General features: G+C 57.6%; 26 protein-coding genes and 1 pseudogene. 14 read left to right on the forward strand and 13 right to left on the reverse strand.

The features are described from left to right. Positions 1-139: 139 nt before the first annotated feature. A complete protein-coding gene (locus tag KHQ28_RS01835; protein WP_004176531.1) occupies positions 140-691 on the reverse strand; it encodes an NAD(P)H nitroreductase in 552 nt (183 codons plus the stop codon). A gap of 165 nt (positions 692-856) precedes the next feature. On the opposite strand from KHQ28_RS01835, the gene sppA reads away from it, so the two are divergent. The 5 genes from sppA to yajD all read left to right on the forward strand — a co-directional run bounded on the left by sppA (position 857) and on the right by yajD (position 6448). Beyond that, positions 857-2710 carry a signal peptide peptidase SppA gene (gene sppA, locus KHQ28_RS01840; protein ID WP_004140411.1) on the forward strand — a complete coding sequence of 618 codons (1854 nt, stop codon included), beginning with the start codon at positions 857-859 and terminating at the stop codon, positions 2708-2710. A gap of 138 nt (positions 2711-2848) precedes the next feature. Next, entirely contained in the window at positions 2849-3868 is a 1020-nt protein-coding gene (gene ansA / locus KHQ28_RS01845) for an asparaginase (protein WP_004176535.1), read from the forward strand. Between the two features lie 9 nt (positions 3869-3877). Then, positions 3878-4519 (forward strand): bifunctional nicotinamidase/pyrazinamidase, encoded by a 642-nt coding sequence (gene pncA / locus KHQ28_RS01850; RefSeq protein WP_004224206.1) that lies wholly within the window; start codon positions 3878-3880, stop codon positions 4517-4519. Between the two features lie 170 nt (positions 4520-4689). Continuing rightward, a complete protein-coding gene (locus KHQ28_RS01855) occupies positions 4690-5943 on the forward strand; it encodes a glycoside hydrolase family 18 protein (RefSeq protein ID WP_002901255.1) in 1254 nt (417 codons plus the stop codon). 160 nt (positions 5944-6103) lie between these two features. Next, a complete protein-coding gene (gene yajD / locus KHQ28_RS01860) occupies positions 6104-6448 on the forward strand; it encodes an HNH nuclease YajD (protein WP_002901254.1) in 345 nt (114 codons plus the stop codon). A 94-nt stretch (positions 6449-6542) separates the two neighbouring features. Here yajD and KHQ28_RS01865 read toward each other — a convergent pair whose 3' ends face one another. Both KHQ28_RS01865 and msrB read right to left on the reverse strand, forming a co-directional pair. Then, a complete protein-coding gene (locus tag KHQ28_RS01865) occupies positions 6543-6821 on the reverse strand; it encodes a YeaC family protein (protein ID WP_002901249.1) in 279 nt (92 codons plus the stop codon). Between the two features lie 43 nt (positions 6822-6864). After that, positions 6865-7278, reverse strand: a complete 414-nt coding sequence (gene msrB / locus KHQ28_RS01870) for a peptide-methionine (R)-S-oxide reductase MsrB (protein ID WP_002901246.1) — start codon at positions 7276-7278, stop codon at positions 6865-6867. Between the two features lie 338 nt (positions 7279-7616). On the opposite strand from msrB, the gene gapA reads away from it, so the two are divergent. Together gapA and KHQ28_RS01880 are read left to right on the forward strand one after the other, a co-directional pair. Beyond that, positions 7617-8612 carry a glyceraldehyde-3-phosphate dehydrogenase gene (gapA, locus tag KHQ28_RS01875; RefSeq protein WP_002901243.1) on the forward strand — a complete coding sequence of 332 codons (996 nt, stop codon included), beginning with the start codon at positions 7617-7619 and terminating at the stop codon, positions 8610-8612. A 74-nt stretch (positions 8613-8686) separates the two neighbouring features. Then, positions 8687-9571 carry a D-hexose-6-phosphate mutarotase gene (locus tag KHQ28_RS01880; RefSeq protein ID WP_002901240.1) on the forward strand — a complete coding sequence of 295 codons (885 nt, stop codon included), beginning with the start codon at positions 8687-8689 and terminating at the stop codon, positions 9569-9571. A 56-nt stretch (positions 9572-9627) separates the two neighbouring features. On the opposite strand, the gene KHQ28_RS01885 is transcribed toward KHQ28_RS01880, so the two are convergent. Continuing rightward, the gene (locus tag KHQ28_RS01885) at positions 9628-10482 is read right to left on the reverse strand and encodes an aldo/keto reductase (protein ID WP_004176538.1); all 855 of its coding nucleotides are present in this window, start codon (positions 10480-10482) and stop codon (positions 9628-9630) included. A 91-nt stretch (positions 10483-10573) separates the two neighbouring features. Then, positions 10574-11320, reverse strand: coding sequence for a MipA/OmpV family protein (locus tag KHQ28_RS01890; protein WP_002901236.1), 747 nt, complete (start codon positions 11318-11320; stop codon positions 10574-10576). 416 nt (positions 11321-11736) lie between these two features. Between KHQ28_RS01890 and yeaG the strand changes: the two genes are divergently transcribed. Together yeaG and KHQ28_RS01900 are read left to right on the forward strand one after the other, a co-directional pair. Beyond that, positions 11737-13671 (forward strand): protein kinase YeaG, encoded by a 1935-nt coding sequence (gene yeaG, locus KHQ28_RS01895; protein WP_002901234.1) that lies wholly within the window; start codon positions 11737-11739, stop codon positions 13669-13671. A gap of 85 nt (positions 13672-13756) precedes the next feature. After that, positions 13757-15040: a YeaH/YhbH family protein gene (locus KHQ28_RS01900; RefSeq protein ID WP_004140429.1), complete on the forward strand. Its 1284-nt coding sequence runs from the start codon at positions 13757-13759 to the stop codon at positions 15038-15040. Here KHQ28_RS01900 and KHQ28_RS01905 read toward each other — a convergent pair. The 3 genes from KHQ28_RS01905 to KHQ28_RS01915 form a co-directional block, all read right to left on the reverse strand. Further along, a complete protein-coding gene (locus KHQ28_RS01905; protein ID WP_124036728.1) occupies positions 15037-15465 on the reverse strand; it encodes a hypothetical protein in 429 nt (142 codons plus the stop codon). The two genes, KHQ28_RS01900 and KHQ28_RS01905, sit on opposite strands and share 4 nt — an antisense overlap. After that, a complete protein-coding gene (locus tag KHQ28_RS01910; protein ID WP_020947507.1) occupies positions 15422-15970 on the reverse strand; it encodes an AAA family ATPase in 549 nt (182 codons plus the stop codon). Before KHQ28_RS01910 ends, KHQ28_RS01905 begins: the two co-directional genes overlap by 44 nt. 291 nt (positions 15971-16261) lie before the next feature. After that, positions 16262-16573: a hypothetical protein gene (locus KHQ28_RS01915; protein ID WP_002901229.1), complete on the reverse strand. Its 312-nt coding sequence runs from the start codon at positions 16571-16573 to the stop codon at positions 16262-16264. Between the two features lie 67 nt (positions 16574-16640). Here KHQ28_RS01915 and KHQ28_RS01920 point away from each other — a divergent pair, with 67 nt between their 5' ends. Continuing rightward, positions 16641-16760, forward strand: a complete 120-nt coding sequence (locus tag KHQ28_RS01920) for a hypothetical protein (protein ID WP_004220356.1) — start codon at positions 16641-16643, stop codon at positions 16758-16760. A 70-nt stretch (positions 16761-16830) separates the two neighbouring features. Here KHQ28_RS01920 and KHQ28_RS01925 read toward each other — a convergent pair whose 3' ends face one another. Beyond that, positions 16831-17712 (reverse strand): LysR family transcriptional regulator, encoded by an 882-nt coding sequence (locus KHQ28_RS01925; RefSeq protein WP_032419080.1) that lies wholly within the window; start codon positions 17710-17712, stop codon positions 16831-16833. Positions 17713-17887: 175 nt separating this feature from the next. Between KHQ28_RS01925 and KHQ28_RS01930 the strand changes: the two genes are divergently transcribed. After that, positions 17888-19105: an MFS transporter gene (locus tag KHQ28_RS01930; protein ID WP_032419081.1), complete on the forward strand. Its 1218-nt coding sequence runs from the start codon at positions 17888-17890 to the stop codon at positions 19103-19105. On the opposite strand, the gene KHQ28_RS01935 is transcribed toward KHQ28_RS01930, so the two are convergent. Then, on the reverse strand, positions 19102-19851 hold the full coding sequence (locus tag KHQ28_RS01935; RefSeq protein ID WP_002901225.1) for an SDR family oxidoreductase: 750 nt from the start codon (positions 19849-19851) through the stop codon (positions 19102-19104). The two genes, KHQ28_RS01930 and KHQ28_RS01935, sit on opposite strands and share 4 nt — an antisense overlap. 166 nt (positions 19852-20017) lie before the next feature. On the opposite strand from KHQ28_RS01935, the gene KHQ28_RS01940 reads away from it, so the two are divergent. Further along, entirely contained in the window at positions 20018-20923 is a 906-nt protein-coding gene (locus KHQ28_RS01940) for a LysR family transcriptional regulator (RefSeq protein ID WP_032419082.1), read from the forward strand. Between the two features lie 6 nt (positions 20924-20929). Here KHQ28_RS01940 and KHQ28_RS01945 read toward each other — a convergent pair whose 3' ends face one another. Both KHQ28_RS01945 and KHQ28_RS01950 read right to left on the reverse strand, forming a co-directional pair. After that, a complete protein-coding gene (locus KHQ28_RS01945; protein WP_004183665.1) occupies positions 20930-22195 on the reverse strand; it encodes a Y-family DNA polymerase in 1266 nt (421 codons plus the stop codon). A gap of 2 nt (positions 22196-22197) precedes the next feature. Further along, positions 22198-22617, reverse strand: a complete 420-nt coding sequence (locus tag KHQ28_RS01950; protein ID WP_002901192.1) for a translesion error-prone DNA polymerase V autoproteolytic subunit — start codon at positions 22615-22617, stop codon at positions 22198-22200. 270 nt (positions 22618-22887) lie between these two features. Here KHQ28_RS01950 and KHQ28_RS01955 point away from each other — a divergent pair, with 270 nt between their 5' ends. After that, entirely contained in the window at positions 22888-23130 is a 243-nt protein-coding gene (locus KHQ28_RS01955) for a DinI family protein (protein ID WP_002901096.1), read from the forward strand. A gap of 170 nt (positions 23131-23300) precedes the next feature. Here KHQ28_RS01955 and KHQ28_RS01960 read toward each other — a convergent pair whose 3' ends face one another. Then, positions 23301-24437: a glycosyltransferase family 9 protein gene (locus tag KHQ28_RS01960; RefSeq protein WP_014907796.1), complete on the reverse strand. Its 1137-nt coding sequence runs from the start codon at positions 24435-24437 to the stop codon at positions 23301-23303. Here KHQ28_RS01960 and KHQ28_RS29055 point away from each other — a divergent pair. Further along, positions 24432-24588 (forward strand): annotated as a pseudogene (locus tag KHQ28_RS29055) (hypothetical protein). The gene KHQ28_RS01960 and the pseudogene KHQ28_RS29055 overlap by 6 nt on opposite strands. Positions 24589-24655: the final 67 nt, after the last annotated feature.

Genomic DNA, 24655 nt, shown 5'->3' on the forward strand with positions numbered 1-24655 from the left:
GCCTGCCGGGAACGTCTCAGCGATTTTGAGGCCGTCAGCACCGGCAGTTTCAGCAAGAAAAGTGAATAAATTAACGACAGGTCGTACGAGCGTAGGCCGGGTAAGGCGACAGCCGCCACCCGGCATAACACACGCGGACTCAGAATCGCGTCACAAACGGCGCGGTATCCGGCAGGGCAATGGTGGTTGAGGCTTTTAGCTGCGGCGTCCCCAGATAGAGGAAGCCGACAATTTTATCCTGTTCGCGGCACTCGAAGCCGGCCCGCACCACCGGACTCTCGGTCAATGCTCCGCTGCGCCAGATACCGTTGAATCCCTGAGCCAGGGCCGCCATCTGCATCGCCATCACCGCGCAGCCAGCGGACATCTCCTGCTCCCAGCGCGGCACCTTAGGGTGGTCTTCACAGCGCGCGACCACGGTAATAATCAGCGGCGCGCGGAACGGCGCATTGCGGGCTTTCTCAATTCCCTTCTCATCCTGGCCGGCCTCTCTGGCCCCTTTTTCCAGCAACTGGCTGAAGCGCTCGCGGCCGTCATCGGCGATAATAAAGAAGCGCCACGGCTGCAGGGTGCCATGATCCGGGGCGCGCAGCCCGGCGCGCAGAATGTTTTCCAGCTGTTCGCCCGCCGGGGCAGGTTCCGCCAGGCGGGAAGCGCTGCGGCGATTAAGCAGTAGATCGAGAGCATCCATCTGTATAACTCCTGTGATGTCATTTTTCATAAAATTAACATGCACAAGGATTTTGTTACAGCGCGGTCGGTGATTCCTGCTGACAACCGACGGCTCACTCTTTAGGATAGCCAGACGCGGCGGCCCCTGCGGCCTGCCCTTTTTAGATAACGTTAGGGAGAAGACATGCGAACCCTTTGGCGACTGATTGCCAGCTTTTTTAAATGGACGTGGCGGATACTCAACTTTATTCGCAAACTGGCCCTCAATGCGATCTTCCTGGTGCTGGTGCTGGTGTGTATCGGCATCTGGAGCCAGTTCAGCAGCACCACCAGCGAACATGCCGCGCGCGGCGCGCTGTTGCTGGATATTACCGGCGTGGTGGTGGATAAACCATCCGCCAGCAGCAAGCTCGGCGTGATTGGCCGCCAGCTGTTTGGCGCCAGCTCGGACCGTCTGCAGGAGAATTCCCTGTTCGATATCGTGCAGACCATTCGCCAGGCGAAGGATGACCGCAATATCACCGGTATTGTGCTGGATTTGAAAAACTTCGTCGGCGGCGACCAGCCATCCATGCAGTACATCGGCAAAGCGCTGCGCGAATTCCGCGATAGCGGCAAACCGGTGTATGCCGTAGGCAGCAGCTACAGCCAGGGCCAGTACTACCTGGCGAGCTTCGCCAACAAAATCTGGCTCTCGCCGCAGGGCGAGGTAGACCTGCACGGCTTCGCTACCAACGGGCTATATTACAAATCGCTGCTGGATAAGCTGAAGGTCTCCACCCATGTCTTCCGCGTCGGCACCTATAAATCCGCCGTCGAACCATTCATCCGCGATGATATGTCCCCTGCCGCCCGCGAAGCGGATAGCCGCTGGATTGGCGAACTGTGGCAGAACTACCTCAACACCATTGCCGCCAACCGCCAGATCACCGCCCAGCAGCTCTTCCCGGGCGCCCAGGGCATTATCGATGGCCTGCGTAAGGTGGGCGGCGATACGGCGAAATATGCGCTGGACAATAAGCTGGTGGATGAGCTGGCGACCTCCACGGAAGTGGAAAAGGCGCTGACCAAACAGTTTGGCTGGAGCAAAGCGGATAACAATTACCGGGCGATCAGCTATTACGACTACAACGTGAAGACGCCGTCTGACCAGGGTTCCGCCATCGCGGTAATCTTCGCCAACGGCGCCATCATGGACGGTGAAGAGACCCCGGGCAACGTCGGCGGCGACACCACCGCAGCGCAAATTCGCGATGCGCGCCTCGATCCGAAAATTAAGGCCATCGTTCTGCGCGTAAACAGCCCGGGCGGCAGCGTAACCGCTTCGGAAATCATTCGTGAAGAGCTGGCGGCAGCCAAAGCCGCCGGTAAACCGGTAGTGGTCTCGATGGGCGGCATGGCGGCGTCCGGCGGCTACTGGATCTCCACCCCAGCGGATTACATCGTGGCGAACCCAAGCACCCTCACCGGCTCCATTGGCATCTTTGGGGTGATCAACACCGTGGAAAATACCCTCGGGTCGATTGGCGTCCACACCGACGGCGTCGCCACGTCGCCGCTGGCGGATGTCTCCAGCACCAAAGCGCTGCCGCCGGAAGTGCAGCAGCTGATGCAGTTGAGCATTGAGAATGGCTATCAGCGCTTTATCACCCTGGTGGCTAACGCCCGCAAGAGCACGCCGGAGAAAATCGATCAGATTGCCCAGGGCCACGTCTGGACCGGGGAAGATGCCAAAGCCAACGGCCTGGTCGACAGCCTCGGCGACTTCGACGACGCGGTGGCCAAAGCCGCCGAGCTGGCGAAGCTGAAAACCTGGCACCTCAACTACTATCAGGAAGAGCCGACCTTCTTCTCGATGGTGCTGGACAGCCTGACCGGCTCGGTACGCGCCTCGCTGCCGGCGGCCATTCAGGCCTGGCTGCCTGCGCCGGTCGCCGCGGCGGCCGAGACGGTGAAAGCGGAGAGCGACAAGCTGGCGGCGTTTAACGACCCGCAGAATCGCTATGCCTTCTGCCTGACCTGCGCTAACATCCGTTAATACGCAGCGGCTGCCCCGTCTCCCGGGGCAGCCTTTTTCCCTCTCCTGCCAACACTGCCACAAAGCCCGCGACCGACGCTGTATTTTTTCCTGCGTCTCTTTATACTGCGCCTGTCTACGACCAACCTAAGCGATGCTATGCAAAAAAAATCGATTTACGTTGCCTACACCGGTGGGACCATCGGTATGCAGCGCTCTGAACACGGCTATGTACCCGTTTCCGGCCATCTGCAGCGTCAGCTGGCGCTGATGCCGGAGTTCCATCGTCCGGAGATGCCGGACTTCACGATCCATGAATACCATCCGCTGATGGATTCATCCGATATGACCCCCGAGGACTGGCAGCACATCGCCGACGATATCCGCAGCCATTATGAGGAGTATGATGGCTTTGTGATCCTCCACGGAACCGACACCATGGCGTTTACCGCCTCGGCGCTGTCGTTCATGCTGGAAAACCTTGGTAAGCCGGTCATTGTGACAGGGTCACAAATCCCGCTGGCCGAGCTGCGTTCCGATGGTCAGATTAACCTGCTCAACGCCCTGTACGTCGCCGCCAACTATCCGATTAACGAAGTGGCGCTGTTCTTCAACAATCGACTGTTCCGCGGCAACCGCACCACCAAAGCCCATGCCGACGGCTTCGACGCTTTCGCCTCGCCAAACCTTGCCCCGCTGCTGGAGGCCGGGATCCATATTCGCCGTCTCGGTACTCCGCCGGCGCCGCAGGGTAGCGGAGAGCTTATCGTGCACCCCATCACTCCGCAGCCGATTGGCGTGGTGACGATTTACCCCGGCATCTCCGCCGACGTGGTGCGTAATTTTCTGCGCCAACCGGTGAAAGCGCTGATCCTCCGCTCCTATGGCGTCGGCAATGCCCCACAGAATGGCGAGTTTATTCAGGTGCTGGCGGAAGCCAGCCAGCGCGGTATTGTGGTGGTCAATCTGACGCAGTGCATGTCCGGAAAGGTGAACATGGGCGGCTATGCCACCGGCAACGCCCTCGCCCAGGCGGGGGTCATCAGTGGTTTCGATATGACGGTGGAAGCGACGCTGACCAAGCTACACTATCTGCTTAGCCAGCAGCTGGACGTTGACGCCATTCGCGCGGCGATGCAGCAAAATCTGCGTGGCGAACTCACCCCCGACGAGGCTTAAGGAGGACGTATGGCACATCGAGCGCTGTTACTGGTTGATTTGCAGAACGACTTTTGCGCCGGCGGCGCGCTGGCGGTTCCTGAAGGCGACAGTACCGTCGACGTAGCCAATGCGCTTATCGACTGGAGCCTGGCGCGCGGCGAGCCCATCGTCGCCAGCCAGGACTGGCATCCGGCGGATCACGGCAGTTTCGCCAGCCAGCACCAGGTGGAACCCTACACCGAGGGCGAGCTGGACGGCCTGGCGCAAACTTTCTGGCCGGATCACTGCGTGCAGCACAGCGAAGGCGCGGCGCTGCATCCTCTGCTCAAGCAGCAGGCGATCGCCGCTGTGTTCCACAAAGGGCAAAACCGGAGCATCGACAGCTATAGCGCTTTCTTTGACAACGGTCACCGGCAGAAAACCGAACTGGACGGCTGGCTGCGTGGTCAGGGGATCGTGGAGCTGACCGTTCTCGGCCTCGCCACCGATTACTGCGTTAAGTTCACCGTGCTGGATGCCCTGGCGCTGGGCTACGCGGTCAACGTCATCACCGACGGCTGTCGCGGCGTAAATCTGCAGCCGCAGGACAGCAGCCAGGCGTTTATGGAGATGGCCGCCGCGGGCGCCACGCTCTATACCCTCGACGACTGGCGGGAAACTCAGGCTTGATCCCTCCCCCCCGGCGCCCTCGCGCCGGGTCTTCTTCTGCCGCCTCGCTATTGTCCATAAATTGAACTCTCTCGCAGTTTCAACAGGTTATTGCTGCTAGTCTGGCAAGGCTGTTTTTTCGCCACGCCATTTCCGTGGCGTGGTTATTTTTATGTCAAAGAGGAACCACTATGAAACGTTTGCCCTTGCTGGCAGCTTTGCCCTTGCTTTGCGCTTCCGCGCTCTCTGCCCAACCGCTGATGTCCGTCGGCTATTTTAACGGCGGCGGCGACGTCACCGCCGGGCCGGGCGGTGATATCGATAAGCTGGACGTCCGGCAGATCACCCATCTCAACTACTCGTTTGGCCTTATCTATAATGATGAAAAAGACGAGACCAATGCGGCCCTGAAGGATCCTGCTCATCTGCACGAGATCTGGCTGTCGCCGAAGGTGCAGGCGGATCTGCAAAAGCTCCCCGCCCTGCGTAAACAGAATCCGGACCTCAAAGTCCTGCTGTCGGTCGGCGGCTGGGGCGCTCGTGGTTTCTCCGGCGCGGCGGCGACCGCAGAAAGTCGCGCCGTCTTTATTCGTTCCGCGCAGAAAATCATCCAGCAATATGGTCTGGACGGCATTGACCTCGACTGGGAGTTTCCGGTCAACGGCGCCTGGGGACTGGTGGCCAGCCAGCCGGCTGACCGTGACAACTTCACTGCCCTGCTGAAATCGCTGCGTGAGGCAGTCGGTGAGCAAAAGCTGGTGACTATCGCCGTGGGCGCCAATGCCGAGAGCCCGAAAAGCTGGGTGGACGTCAAAGCGGTGGCCCCGGTGCTGAACTACATCAACCTGATGACCTACGACATGGCCTACGGCACGCAGTACTTCAACTCGAATCTGTATGACTCCAGCCACTGGCCGACGGTCGCCGCAGCGGATAAATACAGCGCCGATTTTGTGGTCAACAATTACCTGGCCGCCGGGCTTAAACCCAGCCAAATGAACCTCGGGATTGGTTTTTATGGCCGGGTACCGAAACGGGCGGTCGAGCCGGGGATTGACTGGACGAAAGCGGATGCGCAAAACAATCCGGTCACCCAGCCCTATTTTGGGCCACAACAGATCGCGCTGTTTGCCTCGCTGGGCTATGACCTGAGCAAAGACACCTATGTGAAATACAATGATATCGTGGGCAAACTGCTCAACGATCCGCAAAAGCGTTTTACCGAGCACTGGGACGATGAGGCGAAGGTTCCGTGGCTGTCGGTGCAGTCCGCGGAGGGCAAGCCGCTGTTCGCCCTCTCCTATGAGAACCCGCGCTCGGTAGCCATTAAGGCGGACTATATCAAGGCGAAGGGCCTCGCCGGGGCCATGTTCTGGGAATATGGCGCCGATGACCAGAATCAGCTGGCCCGTCAGCTGGCGGAATCGCTGGGGATCAAACACTAATCATGGCTGTTCCGCCGCATCGTCGGCACCGGGAGGCGTGACGCAGGCAGCATCGCCTGCAATGCAGGTATATCGCGCCGCCCGGGATAGGTTATGATGCCTGTTATCCGCTGCGCCAGGGGCTGGCGCAGCTTAACCGTTTGACAGGAGGCAGGGGGCCATGGCCTATATCCCCAAAAATTACGCACGTCTGGAAGTGGGTTACCGCGAAAAGGCGCTCAAGCTTTTTCCCTGGGTGTGCGGACGCTGCTCACGGGAGTTTGTCTACTCCAATCTGCGCGAGCTGACGGTGCACCACATCGATCACGACCACTCCAATAACCCGGAAGATGGCAGCAACTGGGAGATGTTGTGCCTGTACTGTCACGATCACGAACATTCCAAGTACACCGAAGCCGATCAGTATGGCTCCACGGTGGTGGCAGGAGAAGATGCGCAAAAGAGCGTCGGCGAGGCCACCTACAACCCGTTTGCCGATCTGAAAGCGATGATGAACAAAAAGTAAGCGAAGCGGCTGACCGCCGGACGCGGTCATTCGACATGACGCCATCCGGCGCGCGGTTACCCGACGCCGGAACGTCTCACCGCCGGCCGGCGGTTTATTGCAGTTTAACGGTGGCGATCGGCTTCGGCACGATGCCAAAATCCTCTTTCAGCTGCTGTTTGCTCTTCATTACCATCTGCCCGCTGGTGTCAATGGTCATGTGCTGGGCGTCGGTGTTATACCGGGCCTGCCAGAGCATCACCAGCTGCAGGCTATTTTCCTTCTGCTCCGGCGTCAGCGCGACGCCATCCGGCCATTTTCCCAGCTCTACCGCCGTCGCCAGACGCTGATACACTTCCGGCGTCATACTGTCGATAATTTGCTCAATATCCATCTTCCGCTCACCTCCGCCTGGAATAATTTGCTGAATCGTTTCTTCAACCCTTGATTTGCTCGCCATTTTGCTCATCGGTGAAGCTCAGCGATGCCGAGTTGACACAATAGCGCTCGCCGGTCGGCTGCGGACCATCCGGAAACACGTGGCCGAGATGGGCATCACAGTTTCCGCAACGGATCTCAATGCGCTGCATGCCGTGCGAATTGTCGGTCAGATAGCGAATGGCCTCCGCGCTTACCGGCTCGTAGAAGCTCGGCCAGCCGCAGCCGGAGTCGTATTTAGTCTGGGAGTTAAACAGCGGCGCATCGCACACCAGGCAGTGGTACACGCCATTTTTCTTGTTGTGCAACAGCCGTCCGGTGAAAGGCGGTTCGGTGCCATGATGCTGCGTCACGTAAAACTGCATTTCGCTCAAGCCATTTTTCAGCTCTTCCGGGGTGGGTTTATTCGCCATGGGCTTACATCTCGCTTTGCAATGGACTACTTTCGCTCCAATTCTAACAAAACATTAACAATGAAGCGTACACTTTTGTTCTAAACTTATCCGGTGCCCACAGGCAGCCAGATAATTGTGACTTAAATCACGTTTTTATCTTAAATGCCCTTTAAAATTCCGCGCGCAGCCCCCATATGGAATTGGGCTCAAAGGGAAAGTGAGGCAAATCAATCGCGCAAAGGTCTGCTCAGGATTGATTTGTCGCAATGATTGACACGATTCCGCTTGACGCTGCGTAAGGTTTTTGTAATTTTACAGGCAACCTTTTATTCACTAACAAATAGCTGGTGGAATATATGACTATCAAAGTAGGTATCAACGGTTTTGGCCGTATCGGTCGCATTGTTTTCCGTGCTGCTCAGAAACGTTCTGACATCGAGATCGTTGCAATCAACGACCTGTTAGACGCAGAGTACATGGCTTACATGCTGAAGTATGACTCCACTCACGGTCGTTTCGACGGTACCGTTGAAGTGAAAGACGGTCATCTGGTCGTTAACGGTAAAAAAATCCGTGTTACCGCTGAACGTGACCCGGCTAACCTGAAGTGGGACGAAGTTGGTGTTGACGTTGTTGCTGAAGCAACCGGTATCTTCCTGACCGACGAAACCGCTCGTAAACACATCACCGCTGGCGCGAAAAAAGTCGTTCTGACTGGCCCGTCCAAAGACAACACTCCGATGTTCGTTCGCGGCGCTAACTTCGACGCTTACGCTGGCCAGGACATCGTTTCCAACGCTTCCTGCACCACCAACTGCCTGGCGCCGCTGGCTAAAGTTATCAACGACAACTTCGGTATCGTTGAAGGCCTGATGACCACCGTCCACGCTACCACCGCTACTCAGAAAACCGTTGATGGCCCGTCTCACAAAGACTGGCGCGGCGGCCGCGGCGCAGCTCAGAACATCATCCCGTCCTCTACCGGCGCTGCTAAAGCAGTAGGTAAAGTACTGCCAGAACTGAACGGCAAACTGACCGGTATGGCGTTCCGCGTTCCGACTCCGAACGTATCTGTTGTTGACCTGACCGTTCGTCTGGAAAAAGCAGCGTCCTACGAAGAAATCAAGAAAGCCATCAAAGCCGCTTCTGAAGGCGCTATGAAAGGCGTTCTGGGTTACACCGAAGACGACGTTGTTTCTACCGACTTCAACGGCGAAGTTTGCACTTCCGTGTTCGATGCTAAAGCGGGTATCGCACTGAACGACAACTTCGTGAAACTGGTTTCCTGGTACGACAACGAAACCGGCTACTCCAACAAAGTTCTGGATCTGATTGCCCACATCTCCAAATAAGTTGAGATGAAAAAGTAATCTGTAAGAGCGACTTCGGTCGCTCTTTTTTTTGTCTGCAGAGATAGGATTGCACAATGATAAATAAAATTTTTGCTCTCCCGGTGAATGAAACCATTTCTCCCGTGATCTCCCGTCGCCAGCTGGACGACCTGGAGCTGATTGTCATCGACCATCCGCAGGTGAAAGCCTCTGTGGCGCTGCAGGGGGCGCACCTGCTCTCCTGGAAACCCGCCGGTGAAGAAGAAGTTCTGTGGCTGAGCAACAACACCCCGTTTAAACAGGGCGTCGCCCTGCGCGGCGGCGTGCCGATTTGCTGGCCCTGGTTTGGTCCTTCTGCGCAGCAAGGTCTGCCGTCGCACGGCTTTGCCCGCAATCTGCCATGGACCCTGGAAGGTCATGACGAAGACGACAGCGGCGTAATGTTGACCTTTGCGCTCCAGCACAGCGCTGAAACCATGAAGCTCTGGCCGCACGAGTTCACCCTCTATGCCCGCTTTAAGCTGGGCAAGACCTGTGAAATCGAGCTGGAAGCCCACGGTGAATTCGAGACCACCTCTGCCCTGCACAGCTATTTCAACGTCGGCGATATCGCGGCGGTGAAGGTGAGCGGTCTTGGCGAGCGCTATATCGATAAAGTGAACAATGCCGAAGAAGGCGTTCTGAGCAACGGCGTGCAGACCTTCCCGGACCGCACCGATCGCGTCTATCTCAACGCCGACAGCTGCAGCGTGATCCATGACGACGCGCTAAACCGCACTATCGACGTGGTGCATCATCATCAGCACAATGTGGTGGCCTGGAACCCGGGCCCGGCGCTGTCCGTCAGCATGGGCGATATGCCGGACGATGGCTACAAAACCTTCGTTTGCGTCGAAACCTGCTGCGTAACCCAGCCGCAGAAAGCCAGCGAAGAGACGCCCTCTCGCCTGGCGCAAACCATCAGCGTGAAAAAACGCTAATAGCAAAAGCCCCGTTGGTAACGGGGCTTTTGTTTTTCTTTGCCGTGAACGATGGGTTAAACCATATCCAGCCGGGTTTTTCGCTGCGGCGGCGGATAGAGGCGGTCCAGCTGCGCGAGCTCTTCTCCACTAAGGACGATGTCGAGCGCTGCGGCATTCTGCACCACATGCTCAATACTGGCCGCTTTCGGGATCGCCAGCACTCCCGGATGACGAATCACCCAGGCGAGCAGCAGTTGCGCTACCGTAATCCCCCGCGCGTTAGCCATATTAATGATATCGCTATGCTGAAAAAGTCCATCGCGTAAGCGCCCCGCCTGCGCCAGCGGGCAGTAGGCCATCACCGGCAGACTGTGCTGCTGGCACCAGGGCAGGAGATCGTATTCAATGCCCCGCGATGCGAGATGGTAGAGCACCTGGTTGGTTGCACAGTGCTCGCCATCCGCCGTCCGCCACAGCGCCTGCATATCCTCGGTGTCCAGATTAGAGACGCCCCAGCGGCGGATCTTGCCCTCGGCCACCAGCTTCTCCATCGCCTCAACCGTCTCCTGCAGCGGGATATCCCCGCGCCAGTGCAGGAGATACATATCGAGATAGTCGGTCTGCAGCCGGCGCAGGCTGTTTTCACAGGCGCGGTGCATCGCCGCTTTGCCGGCATGCCAGGGATAGACTTTGGAGACCAGCACTACCCGGTCGCGCAGACCGCGGATCGCCTGGCCCACCACTTCCTCCGCCCCGCCGTCGGCGTACATTTCCGCCGTATCGATCACCGTCAGTCCATGGTCGATGCCCGCCCGCAGTGCAGCCACTTCCTGCTGACGCTGCGCCGCATGTTCGCCCATATACCAGGTGCCCAGCCCGATGGCCGGCACTGCCGCCTGCTCGCCGAAGCGTACTGTTTTTTTCACCATCTTCTCCTCCTTAACCGTATGCACCACCATAAAGCAAAACAGGGCGCAAGGCCCTGTTTTGATGCATGAAGCGCACTGTAAGAATGCACAATCAGAAGGTGTAGGTGATCCCGGTGGAGATCAGACCGCTCCAGGATTTATCCACCATCGGACTGTCGGTAATTTCATCCGACAGACGCGTGTAGCGCGCCACGCCGTAAACGCTCCAGTCACCGAGGAAGCGATAGTTAGCCGACAGTTCCAGATATGGGTTCCAGCTACTGTCCGGGTCATAGCTGCGCATGCCGCTGCGGCGCGACTCGTGCCGGGAGACGCCATAGTAGTATTCGTTCTGATTGTCGCTGTTCCACTCCACGCCAATACCCGGCGTCAGCGTCAGGTTACCGTTGGTGTAACGGTACAGCCAGGCGAGATCCCAGTTAATACCGTTGCTGTTATCCAGCGTATCGCCGGCAATCGTCGTGCGCAGGAAGCCATAGGGCGTGTTGTGGACATAAGAAAGACCGGCCATCACGGTCGATTTACGTTTATCCAGTCGACGCATCTGCTCGCTGTCGCTGTCGCCCGGCTTGAAGTACATTGGCGACCAGTAGGCCGTAATCGACAGTTTATCGTTGGTGTCATTCCACAGGTAGTAACCCCCGCCCAGACCGTGGAACCAGAAGTTTTCGCTCTCATAACTAATGACCGGCACCGGATAGACATCCGCATCATATTGCTTATACGGATGCTCAACGACCCCTACGCCAGCCCCAAGAGTGAACTTCCCGTCGGCATGCGCCGCGCTGGCGGACGTCGCTATCAGCACGCCGAGTGCCAGAAGTTTGATTTTAGTCACAATCCATATTCCCGTTGTCAAATAATCAGCCCGTGCAGTGTACCGTCGTAGGTCTCATGCCTCAAATTCTTTACCCGATATGACACAAATCGTTCACTTTGCCACCCTTCTCTTACCATCCGGTGACAGCCCGATGACAACTTTGCGTCCCAACGAATCAAAAAGCGCCATGTTCAGGATGAGTTATTGATATGTCATTGAAATTGATTTTCTGCGCCATGCAAGATTTCTAAATGCATCTACGCTTAAATTTAGAAGGTGTAATTGCCGGGCACATTCACGCTACCCCACCCGCAACCTGGCATAAGGGTTGCTGGATACCAGGAGAGCGATGTTCAGCTTATGTCTTCCGGGGGCCCCCACTATTCATATGAACGGCTCTCAACCTGTGCTAAAAAACGAAAGGACGGCATGCCATGAATATATTCGATCACTATCGCCAGCGCTACGAAGCTGCCAAGGACGAAGAGTTCACACTGCAGGAGTTTCTTACCATCTGCCGGCAAGATCGCAGTGCCTATGCCAATGCGGCAGAACGTCTGTTGATGGCCATTGGTGAACCCGTCATGGTTGATACGGCTCTCGAGCCGCGGCTATCCCGTCTCTTTTCAAACCGGGTTATCGCACGCTATCCGGCATTTGAAGAGTTTTACGGTATGGAAGACGCCATTGAGCAGATCGTTTCCTACCTCAAGCATGCCGCCCAGGGGCTGGAAGAGAAGAAACAGATCCTCTATCTGCTGGGGCCGGTGGGCGGTGGTAAATCGTCGCTGGCTGAAAGGCTGAAAGCGCTGATGCAGCGCGTGCCCATCTATGTGCTGAGCGCCAACGGCGAACGCAGTCCGGTCAACGATCACCCGCTGTGCCTGTTCAATCCGCAGGAAGATGCGCAGATCCTCCAGAAAGAGTATGGCATCCCGACCCGCTATCTCGGCACCATTATGTCGCCGTGGGCGGCCAAGCGCCTGCACGAGTTTGGCGGCGATATCACTAAATTCCGCGTGGTTAAAGTCTGGCCATCGATTCTCGAGCAGGTTGCCATCGCCAAAACCGAACCGGGTGATGAAAACAACCAGGATATTTCAGCGCTGGTCGGTAAGGTGGATATCCGTAAGCTGGAACACTATGCGCAGAACGACCCGGACGCCTACGGCTACTCCGGTGCGCTGTGCCGCGCCAACCAGGGGATTATGGAGTTCGTCGAGATGTTTAAAGCGCCGATTAAGGTGCTGCATCCGCTGCTGACCGCCACCCAGGAAGGTAACTATAACGGCACCGAAGGGATCTCCGCCCTGCCGTTTAACGGGATCATCCTTGCTCACTCCAACGAATCGGAATGGGTGACCTTCCGTAATAACAAGAACAATGAGGCCTTCCTCGACCGCGTCTATATCGTCAAGGTGCCTTATTGCCTGCGTATCTCCGAAGAGATCCGCATCTATGAAAAACTGCTCAACAACAGTGAGCTGACCCATGCGCCCTGCGCCCCGGGCACCCTGGAAACCCTGGCGCGCTTTTCGATTCTGTCGCGCCTGAAAGAGCCGGAGAACTCGAGCATCTACTCGAAGATGCGGGTCTATGACGGCGAAAGTCTGAAAGATACCGACCCGAAAGCGAAGTCCTATCAGGAGTATCGCGATTACGCCGGGGTTGATGAAGGGATGAACGGGCTCTCCACCCGCTTTGCCTTTAAGATCCTGTCTCGGGTATTTAACTTCGACCACGTCGAGGTGGCCGCTAACCCGGTGCATCTGTTCTATGTGCTGGAGCAGCAGATTGAGCGCGAACAGTTCCCACAGGAGCAGGCCGAGCGCTATCTGGAATTCCTCAAAGGCTATCTGATCCCGAAATACGCCGAGTTTATCGGCAAAGAGATCCAGACCGCTTATCTGGAATCCTACTCCGAGTATGGGCAGAACATTTTCGATCGCTATGTCACCTACGCTGACTTCTGGATCCAGGATCAGGAATACCGCGATCCGGACACCGGTCAGCTGTTTGACCGTGAATCGTTGAATGCCGAGCTGGAGAAAATTGAGAAGCCAGCCGGGATTAGCAACCCGAAAGACTTCCGTAACGAAATCGTCAACTTTGTGCTGCGCGCCAGAGCCAACAACAGCGGACGTAATCCGAACTGGACCAGCTATGAGAAACTGCGCACGGTTATTGAGAAGAAAATGTTCTCCAATACCGAAGAGCTGTTGCCGGTCATTTCGTTTAATGCCAAAACCTCAACCGATGAGCAGAAAAAACATGACGACTTTGTCGACCGCATGATGGAGAAAGGCTACACCCGCAAACAGGTTCGCCTGCTGTGCGAGTGGTACCTGCGGGTTCGTAAATCGTCCTGATGCGTCCAACCCGGCGGCACGCCGCCGGGTCAACTGCAGCTGAATGATGATAAGTAAAGTTGGCTAATGCAGTACAGGAGGGCATATGACCTGGTTCATAGACCGACGCCTGAACGGGAAAAACAAAAGCGCCGTCAACCGCCAGCGCTTTTTGCGCCGTTATAAGGCGCAGATTAAACAGTCGATCTCCGAGGCCATCAACAAGCGCTCGGTGACCGATATTGAGAGCGGAGAATCCGTCTCGATCCCGACGGACGATATCAACGAGCCGATGTTTCATCAGGGTCGCGGCGGCCTGCGCAACCGCGTCCACCCGGGCAACGACCATTTTGTGCAAAACGACCGCATTGAGCGCCCGCAGGGCGGTGGCGGCGGCGGCGGTAGCGGTCAGGGGCAGGCCAGCGCCGATGGTGAAGGAAAGGATGAGTTTGTCTTCCAGATCTCGAAAGATGAATACCTGGATCTGTTATTTGAAGATCTGGCCCTGCCGAACCTGAAGAAAAACCAGCACCGGCAGCTGAATGAGTTTAAAACCCATCGCGCGGGTTTTACCTCCAATGGGGTGCCAGCCAACATCAGCGTGGTACGTTCACTGCAGAACTCGCTGGCCCGCCGTACGGCGATGACCGCCGGCAAGCGTCGTGAACTGCGCGCCCTGGAGGAGGATCTGGAAGCCATCAGCCGCAGCGAACCGGTGCAACTGCTGGAGGAGGAGCGCCTGCGCAAAGAGATTGCCGAACTGCGGGCTAAAATAGAGCGGGTGCCGTTTATCGACACCTTTGATTTACGCTACAAAAATTACGAAAAACGGCCGGAGCCTTCCAGCCAGGCGGTGATGTTCTGTCTGATGGACGTCTCAGGCTCGATGGACCAGGCCACCAAAGACATGGCCAAGCGCTTTTATATCCTGCTGTATCTGTTCCTCAGCCGGACTTATAAAAACGTCGACGTGGTCTATATCCGCCACCATACCCAGGCAAAAGAGGTGGATGAGCACGAATTCTTCTATTCTCAGGAAACCGGCGGCACCATTGTCTCCAGCGCCCTGAAGCTGATGGATGAAGTAGTGCAGGCCCGCTATGACCCGGCGCAGTGGAACATCTACGCCGCCCAGGCGTCGGATGGCGACAACTGGGCCGATGACTCCCCGCTGTGCCACGAACTGCTGGCGAAGAAAATTCTGCCGGTGGTGCGTTATTACAGCTATATCGAAATTACCCGCCGGGCGCATCAGACCCTGTGGCGCGAGTATGAACACCTGCAGGCGACCTTTGATAATTTCGCCATGCAGCATATTCGCGACCAGGAGGATATCTACCCGGTATTCCGCGAACTGTTTCATAAGCAGTCATCCAAAAACGAAGCCTAATTAGATAAAATCAGCCAGTTAGCATGACTTCCTGGCTGATTTTCCTGCCTTTGTAGACGCTTTATTTGCGCGATACTCAATGTATTAAATTTCATTTTAGGGAAGACAAAACGGCTTCTTCGCAACACGCCACTTGCCCGTTGGTTTTTATATTCAAATCCTGCATCAACTCCTGTTTGCGTTAACGTTGCTGAACGCAAAGGAGTCTGGTTTGAATGTAGCGATGACCAGTGAAGCATTGGGCCGCGCAATGGACTGAGACTTTCAAAAAATGATAGCGCTGACGACGCCCGCAAGGTGGCAGAAACGGGTGTGGTATGTTCACCAGAATACGTGAGATTCAGGTATGGTGATTCACCATTACGCATAGTTGCTGTTTTATCAAAGTACGACTCTGGAAAGAATAAAATCCACACGTTCTTCAACTGAAACGCATGGCAATTCAATCAACTGATAGTCATACAGACGGTACGTTTTCACCATTGCATGATATGTCGCAACGGCAACATCATAAGATTGTTTGCGCTCGGCATCCTGTACATATATCTCACGCCAGGGCGGTGCGATAAATACGGTTCGGTTATAGCGAAATTTCGCGATAGCGTTTTCCAGATGTCTCGGTATGGTAAGTTCAGAAAGACGTAAATAACCCAAAACATCAGGAACGCCACGGTCGAAGAAGCATAGTGATTTTTGCCCCTCCGCTTCGTGCCACGAGCGCATTTCCCAGGATAGCATAAGCTCTGCAAATGCACGCTGATTGGCCCATGGCAGTGCATCACCGCCGATGTTTACCTGATCTTGAATAACGCCTCTTCCAGCCTCTTTAGAACACCAAAAACCTCGTTTTATCATCGAATCAATTATCGCGCTTTTGCCTGACCCTGGGCCACCTGTAAGAATAAAACGATGTTGAAAAGATACAGACATTAAATCCTCCTGGACATGTAAGATGCGACAAGCGAAGCGCCTGTTTCTGGTTACGCACCTATCTGCAGCGGGAGAATAATGCTGACAAACGCATGCCGGCTTATTTCCGTCAGGATCGCGCAGATAGGCAATATAAAAGTTGGGGCAGCGCCGGCGGTTCCGGCATAGGCCGCCCTGCTAACGCTGGCGCAGTTGATCTGTCCCTGGTTAATTAACACGCAACCTCAGGAGATCTCGCGCAGCCAGCAACCGCCTGCTGCTGGCCAATCTTCCACCTGCCCGGTCATCAGCCTACAGTGGCGACACGGCCTCGACTTCATGCTGAAACACATAGGGGTCGGAGAGGAGTTCGAATGCGTCGTCGTCCGGATAGGTGACCGCGACGTGATAGTCTTCGCCAGCGAAGGCTTTGACCGCCGCGAGATCCTGCCAGTAGGTGGCAAGAAAGAAATGCGCCCATTCGCCCTGGTTTTCCTGGCGCACCAGCGCCCCCCGGTTGCCGGCGATGCTCTGAGCGTGTTCCACGCCGGTCCGCTCGAGGTGGCGGGCAAACCCCTCAGCATGTTGCAATGGCACACAACCGTGCCAGGTCCTGACAATCATTTGCGTTCTCCTGTGGTGATAAACGTCTCACCCTAACATCGACAGGCATTTCTGGGGGAGCGCAACAATGCCGCGCTGGCAACAACACAAAATTATTTTGCCGGACGGGGATATCCTCTCACTCTGCAGTATTTCCGACTGCGGGGCAGCATTGGGCCGAATATTGCGCGGCGAGTATCACTGTTAGCTGGCGCGGAGAAAGTCGTGGCTCGTCAGCCTCGGGCAGTCTTATCGATACACGCCCAAGCCGCGCCCCTTCAGGGCATCGCCAGCCGATCTTGATGGTCCGCAAAGAGAGCGATGAGATGGTCGGCGAGAACCCGCACGCGTCTGGATCCGGCCAGGTCAGAATGCATCACCAGCCAGAGGGTCTGATCCGCGCCGATCTCCGGCTGCAGGCACTGCAGGCCGCTGGCCCGCGCCATAAAGTGCGGCAGGACGCCCAATCCGAGGCCCGCGGATACTGCGGAAACCTGGGCCACGAGCGTATTGGCTTCGACTTTACACGGCCGGCCGCGCAGGGTGCGCGTGATCCATTGGGCGGCCGGCAGGTGCTGGTGAGTTTCCGGCCACCCCACAAAGTCCGCCTCGCTCAGCGACAGGCCGTCCGCGCCGACCAGACAGTCGGCGGCGCCATAGACGCCAAACCCCACCGTCCCCAGCCGCTTTAACGTCAGATGCCCGGCCTCAGGCTTGACCATGCGGATCGCCAGATCGGCATCCCGACGGTGCAGGTTCACCGACTGCACGCCGCTCAGCACCTCCACCCGCAGCTCGGGATAATGGTCCAGGAGCCCTTTCAGGGAGGGCAGAATAAAATGCGTGGCCAGGTTATCCGAGGTGGCCAGGCGAACAACCCCGGCGACATGCCCCTGCAGTTGCGCCGCTTCGCCGAACGCCAGGCCAGCGTATTCCAGCGCCTCCGCCCGCGCGAGCAGGGCTTCGCCATCGTCGGTCAGGCGGTAGCCGCTCTGATGGCGGCTGAAGAGCGGAACGTTCAACGCCTGCTCCAGCCGATCCAGCCGGCGGGAGACCGTGGCAATCCCCATGTTCATCTTGTCGGCGGCGCCGCTCAGCGTTCCCACCCGGGCGATGGCGAGGAATATGCGAGCATCATCCCAGTGGAATTCTGCGGTCATCTATTTTCCATGTATGGAAAACGGCTCTCCGTTTTCCGCTCTTTTTTATCAGTTTCGCAGGGATGATACTGCACGCCATTCGCGGAGACAAACAGGCCATCCGATCGCCTGTGCTCTCCTCACCTGAACGTCCGTGCACCGCGCGGAACGCTCCTTTCCTAAGGATACGCCTGATATGAAAGAGATTGCTTTACCCCTCCACCCGGCGCCGGCGCGCGTCTGGATTGCCGTCGTTGCGCTCGGGATCTGCGCCTTTTCGATCGTCACCAGCGAACTAGCGCCGGTGGGCATGCTCAGCGCCCTGGCGGCGGATTTTCACCAGACGGAATCCGGCGTGGGCCTCGCCGTCACCGCCTATGGCTGGGTAGGCGCCCTGGCGGCTCTGCTTTCCGGCGCAATGCCGACGCGTATTTCCCGCAAGGCGCTGCTGGTCGGGCTGATGCTGATCCTCGCGCTTTCCTGCCTCGCCGCAACCCGGTCTTATTCGATGTTCGCCCTGATGAGCGCCCGCATGATTGGCGCCCTGGCGCATGGCGCCTTCTGGGCCTTAATTGGCATTGTCGCCGCGCAGCTGGTGCCGCCGCACCGGCTGGGGCTGGCCACGGCGATCATTTTTGGCGGCGTGTCAGCGGCAAGCGTAGTGGGGGTGCCGCTGGCGAGCTTTATCGCCACCCTGGCGGGCTGGCGACTCGCGTTTATGTCGATGGCCTTGCTGTCACTAGCCGCCGCTGCGGTGCTGTGCTCGACGCTGCCCCCGCTGGCCGCCCCTGCCCCCGTCAGGCTGCGTGTTTATCGCGATATCTTCCGCAATCCGCTGCTCGGTGGCCTGTATGGCGCCACGGCCTGCATCATTACCGCTCACTTTGCCGCCTTCACCTACATTGAACCACTGCTGATAAATCTGCAGGGAGTCCCGGCGACCGCTCTCTCCGGCCTGCTGCTGCTGTCAGGGGTTTCCGGGCTGCTGGGTAACGTTATCGCGGGTAAGCTTATCGATCGTCATCTGAAGGGGCTGATTTTCGCTGCGCTGCTGCTGAGCGGGGGCGCGCTGGCGCTCCTTGGCGCCGCCCGTCTTGCGCCACTGCCGTTCTGTTTTAGCGGGCTACTGTTAGCCCTGTGGGGCGCCGGCATCGCGATTGTGTTCGTCGGCTTACAGACCTGGCTGCTGCGCAGCGCGGGCGCGGTCGCCCAGCCGGCGTCAGCCATTTACGTGGCCATTTTTAATGCCGCCATCGGCACCGGGGCGTTTGTCGGCGGCCAGCTGATCGCCTCAGCTGGCCTGTCGGAAATGGTGTGGCTGGCGGCGGGGATCATGGTGGGCAGTACGCTGCTGATCGCCCTGCTGAAAGCGCCTCTGCCCGGTCAGATCGGTGCGGCGACGGCAGGCGCTTAGATTTGCGCCAGCCCGCCGTCGACATAGATCTCCGCGGCGTTAATAAAGCTCGACTCATCCGACGCTAAAAATACCACCGTCCGGCCAATCTCCTCCGGCTCGCCCAGCCGCCCGAGCGGTACGCCGGCCGCCAGAGCATCGAACAAGCCCTGGCGGTCCGCCTCCGCCACCAGCCCTCCCAGACCCGGGGTACGTACCGGCCCCGGGCTGACCACATTGATGCGGATCCCGCGGTCGCTAACCTCCAGCGCCCAGGAGCGCGCCAGGCTGCGTACCGCGGCCTTACTGGCGCTATAGATGCTGAAGTTAGCCGTCCCTTTTACCGCCGCCGTAGAGCCGGTCAAAATCACCGAGGCGCCATCGGCGAGCAGCGGCAGCGCTTTTTGCACGGTGAACACCACCCCGCGCACGTTGGTGGCGAAAATCCGGTCGACGTGTGCTTCGGTGATGGCGCTCAGCGGCAGCATGTCTCCGCCGCCGGCATTGGCGAACAGCACATCCAGCCGGCCGGACTCTTCGGCAATGGTCGCAAATACCGCGTCAAGGTCGCTTAACACGGCGGCGTCGGCGCGGATCCCGCGGGCGGCGGGCCCGATGAATCTTACCGCCGCATCCAGCTCCTCCTGACGGCGGCCGGTGATGTACACCTTCGCGCCCTGCTCCGCCAGTGCTTTCGCCGACGCCAGGCCAATCCCGGCGCTGCCGCCGGTGACTAACGCCACTTTATCCGCAAGTTTTTTGCTCATGGTGCATTTCCTTGGTTAGAGTATAAACAGGCCAGGCTCGCGAACGCGCCCCGCCGGGTATGGAAAGCACTGTAATCGTCCCGGCGAGGCGGAAAAATGGCCTAATCTGAAAAACACTCTTCCCCTCGGTGGATAATGACCTCCAGTAACCAGGATAAAGCGAATAATGGACCGGTTTTCAGCTCTCAAAGCCTTCACTCGCGTTGTCGAAGCCGGCAGCTTTACCCGCGCCGCGGACTCGCTGAATATGCCCAACGCCACCCTCAGCAAAACCATTCAGCAACTGGAGGCGCATCTTGGGGTTTCCCTCCTGCAGCGCACCACGCGGCGTATTACCGTGACGCCGGAAGGACGGGAGTACTATGAAAAAGCCCGCTGTCTGCTGGAAGACCTGGAAGAGATCGACGCGTCTTTCAATACCGCCCGCAATAAGCCGAAGGGCCATCTACGGATCGCCATCGGCGGGTCGACCGCGTGCGATGTGCTGATCCCGCTGCTGGCGGACTTTATGACCTCCTGGCCGGATATCCGTATCGATTTGCAGGTGGCCGATAAGCCCGCGGACCTCATCAGCGGCAATATTGACTGCGCCATCCGCGGCGGTCCGATGGAAGACTCGACGCTGATCGCCCGTAAAATCGGCGAGGCGACGCTGGTCACCTGCGCCACCCCGGGCTATCTTCAGCGCTACGGCACCCCCGCCTCGCCGGATGAACTACATCATGGCCACCGGCTCATCAGCTATCTGTCGCCGGCCAGCGGCAGAGCGTTTCCGTTTCGCTTTACGCGTCACGGCGTCAGCACCGAGCTGAAGACAGAGCCCCATCTCGGCATCAATGAGAGCAACGCGCATATTGCCGCCGGCGAGGCCGGCTTAGGCATTGTGCAGACCTATACCTATTCGCTGAAACCGGCGCTGGCGAGCGGCGAACTGGTGGAGATCCTCAGCGCCTGGCGCCCGGCCCCCTATCCTTTTCACGTTGTCTATGCCCGGCACCGGCACGTCCCGCCCCGGCTCCGCGTCTTTATTGACTGGCTGGCGGCGGTTTTTCCGGCCGCGGTGCAGGGATAGCGCGCGTTATCTGACGCGGAGCAGGTCGCCGTATCGCGTGGTGTAGCGCGGCGAGAGCATCTCTCGCTTCATCTGCCACTGCTGCTGGATCCCCTGGCCGGCAAAATAGAGCGCCCCCCTGCCGTTTTTCGCATTCAGCTGATCGAGAACCTGCATCAGTCTGGCGCTGTTGTGCCGCGGAGCAAGCTCGTCGAACAGATTCAGCTGGGCGACGCCCTGGCTGTAGAAATCGCCGAGCATCACGCCGGCCTTCTGATAGCGATGCCCCGCTTTCCAGATGGCATCCAGACAGCTCGTCGCCGCGGCGATAATATCTCGGGAGTCCTGGGTCGGCGTCAGCAGCTTTAGCGAGGCGCTGTTGCCGTAATAGGGTTCATTCAGCGCGAAGGGGCTGGTTTTGACAAAGGCGGAGACGAACCGGCAGTACTGATGCTCACCGCGCAGCTTTTCTGCTGCCCGCGCGGCATAGCTGCAGATCGCCTGGCGCATATCCTCATAGGCCGTAATCCGATCCCCGAACGAGCGGCTGCAGATAATTTCCTGCTTAGCGGGGGCAAACTCCTCCAGCGCCAGGCAAGGCTCGCCGCGCAGCTCCCGTACCGTTCGTTCGAGCACCACCGTGAAGTGCTTGCGGATAAAGCGGATATCGCTCTCCGCCAGCTGGAGTACCGTGCCGATCCCCATCGCTTCAAGCTTTTTGCCGATCCGCCGCCCGATGCCCCAGACCTCGCTCACCGGCAGCAGCGCCATCAGCTTTCGCTGCCGCTGCGGGCAGGACAAGTCCACTACCCCGCCCGTCTGCCGCGGCCACTGCTTCGCCGCGTGGTTGGCCAGCTTCGCCAGGGTTTTGGTCGGGGCGATGCCAACGCCCAGCGTCAGATGGGTACGCTGCAGCACCGTGGCGCGGATTTCGCGGCCAAAATCGGTCAGATCTCTGCAATGACGCACACCGCTGACATCGCAAAAGGCCTCATCGATACTGTAAATTTCGCAGCGCGGGGTGAGCTCTTCCAGGGTGGCCATCACCCGGCTGGACATGTCGGCATACAGCTCATAATTACTGCTAAACGCCACGACGCCGTGGCGAAGAAACGCAGCCTTCTGCTTAAAGTAGGGTTCGCCCATTTTCACAAACGGCTTCGCCTCCGCCGAGCGGGCGATCACGCAGCCGTCGTTGTTCGACAGCACCACCACCGGCCGCCCCTTCAGGTCTGGCCGGAAGGCGGTCTGACAGCTGGCATAGAAGGCGTTCACATCACAATGCGCGAACATGATCAGCCCGCCGCCTTGATGATGTAGGTTACGACGCCGAAAATATCGAGCGTCTCCTCGCGGCCGACCACGATGGGCGAATAGGCCGGGTTCATCGGATTAAGCTGCACCCGCGGCAGAAGCTGCAGCTTCTTTACCGTAAACTCGCCGCCGACGGCGGCAATCACGATATCGCCATGCTCCGCTTTACGCGCGCTGTCCACCACCAGCAGATCGCCTTCGTCAATGCCGGCATCGATCATGCTGTCGCCAGCGGCTTTGACAAAATAGGTCGCGCTGGGATGCTGCACCAGCAGCTCGTTGAGGTCGATTCGCTTTTCAACATAGTCCTGAGCCGGGCTGGGAAAGCCGCACTGCACCAGGTCGGCAAAAAAGGGAAAGGAGACAATCTGACGTAGCTCAACCGGCGTGTAAACGTTCATTTTTCAACCCACCACACAATACTGAATATATATACAGTAGTTTTGCCAGTTTTACCGGTCAATATCGGCTCCAGCTATCAATCGCCAGCACTGAAATAACTCCTTGATGTCAATAGGGGTCTTCTTCAGCGCCAGCGAACCGTTTGCTGCTTTTGCGCGCAGCCCGCCCGCCGCGCGAGGTGGTAGATGCGCAGCGCCGCGGCATTCGCTTGACACTGTACATTAATACAGTAAAACTATCGCCCGCGATCAGCATACAGAGGACAGAAGATGTTTGTGGAACTGATTTATGACAAGCGCAATTTTGCCGGGCTGCCGGGCGCCAGAGAGGCCATTCTTAACGAGCTGACCAAACGCATGCAGCGCATTTTCCCGGAGGCGGAAGTGCGGGTGAAGCCGATGATGACGCTGCCGGCGATCAACACCGACGCCAGCAAGCATGAAAAAGAGCTGATCAGCCGCACGGTGCAGGAGATGTTTGAAGAGGCGGATATGTGGCTCACTGAAGAGTGATCCCGCCCGTCAGTCGCGGCGACCACCTCTTTAAGAGCTTTCCCGGATGTGGCAGAGCCGCGGGCAACAGTACAATAGCGGCGGTTGCAGACTGGCAATGCAACCTTCGCTCACCTGCTGGCTCTTGCATACGGCCAGCAGGTGAGCCCTACCTGTCTCCCCTCATCGCCTCACAGCGTCTCCGGTAGCGCCGCTATAATTCTATCCACTAGCCCGCGATGCTGATGGACCTTCCCGCATTTAACAATGATCTGCCTGGCGTTGTCATAGCCCGGGGCCCACAGCCGGTTATTAAGCAGAACGTCCTTATAGACCGCGATCAGCGGTTTGTTCCACGCCGCCGCCATGTGCACCACCGAGGTGTCCGGGGAGATAATCAGCTCCGCCTGGGCGATCAGCGCCATCGCATGGTGTAACGTGTTAAATGGGTTAATCACCACCTCCGGCGGTAGCGGGATGCGGATCTCGCGCCGGTGATCGAGCAGAATAACCGCGCTCCCCGGATGGCGGGCCAGCAGTTTGTCGAGCAGTTCCGCCAGCTGCGTCTGCGAGAGACTGCGGTCGGCATGGCCGGCAAAAATATTAATCACCACCGCTTTTCCGCTTAGCGACGCCAGATACTGCGCCACCTCCTGCATAATCGGCCCGGGCACCGCCAGGTCGTAAGCGTCCAGCCCGCGGGTGTCCAGTTGGAGATAATCGGCGATCAGCTCGAACGTTTTCGTCACGTGCCAGCGCTGGCAGTCAAAATCAAAAGAGTGGGAGTAGTGCTTAATCGATGGCCATTTATTAAACCCGAGCACTGATTTGGCTTTTATTTGTCGGAAAAGCCGCAGGCGATGCACGGGAATATCGAACAGCGAAGGATCAATAATAATATCGTACTTATTATTAGCCAGTTCATTAATAACGTCGCGAGGAACGTTATGATTAAATTTACGCAAAAAATCGGCGGACGTGACCGGGTCAGCTTCATAAATATGGCGGATCCGCGGGTTATAACGCATCACCTGGCTGTTAGAGGTCGTCAGCAAAAAATCAACGATATAGCCTGACTGATGCAGGCATTTCACCAGCGCGGAATCCACCACTACATCGCCGACCGCCCCCTCATTGCGCATCAACAGGACGGTTTTCGCAGACGACAAATCTACCGGCTGACGGCGTCGGCGATCCCAGAGCGCTTTCGCCACCCCCACCCGCAGGGCATTACGTACTTTCTTAGTAAAGTAATTCCGCCGTCTGTTGAGCTCCCTTATTTTATTAAATTTCTTGCGTGGGGAACCCTGCATGGTTGCATCGTGCATCATCCTAACCTCATTACGGCAATTATTAATATTCTGTGTCGTCCGATAGAGACTGAGCGAAATAAAAAAAGTTCGATTGAAAATGAAAATCATTCTTTTTTTTATTTACAAAACTCATCTGCGCCTGCGGGATTGCACCACAGCACTGTGAAGTAATAATGAGCGAATGGTGAATTTCCCGGCCCACCGTTGGCAGGCCGGCGCAACAGCGCTAAGCT

Origin of the sequence: Klebsiella sp. 28 (assembly GCF_018223905.1) — a bacterium.
In the GTDB taxonomy this organism is placed as follows: Bacteria; Pseudomonadota; Gammaproteobacteria; order Enterobacterales; family Enterobacteriaceae; genus Klebsiella; species Klebsiella pneumoniae.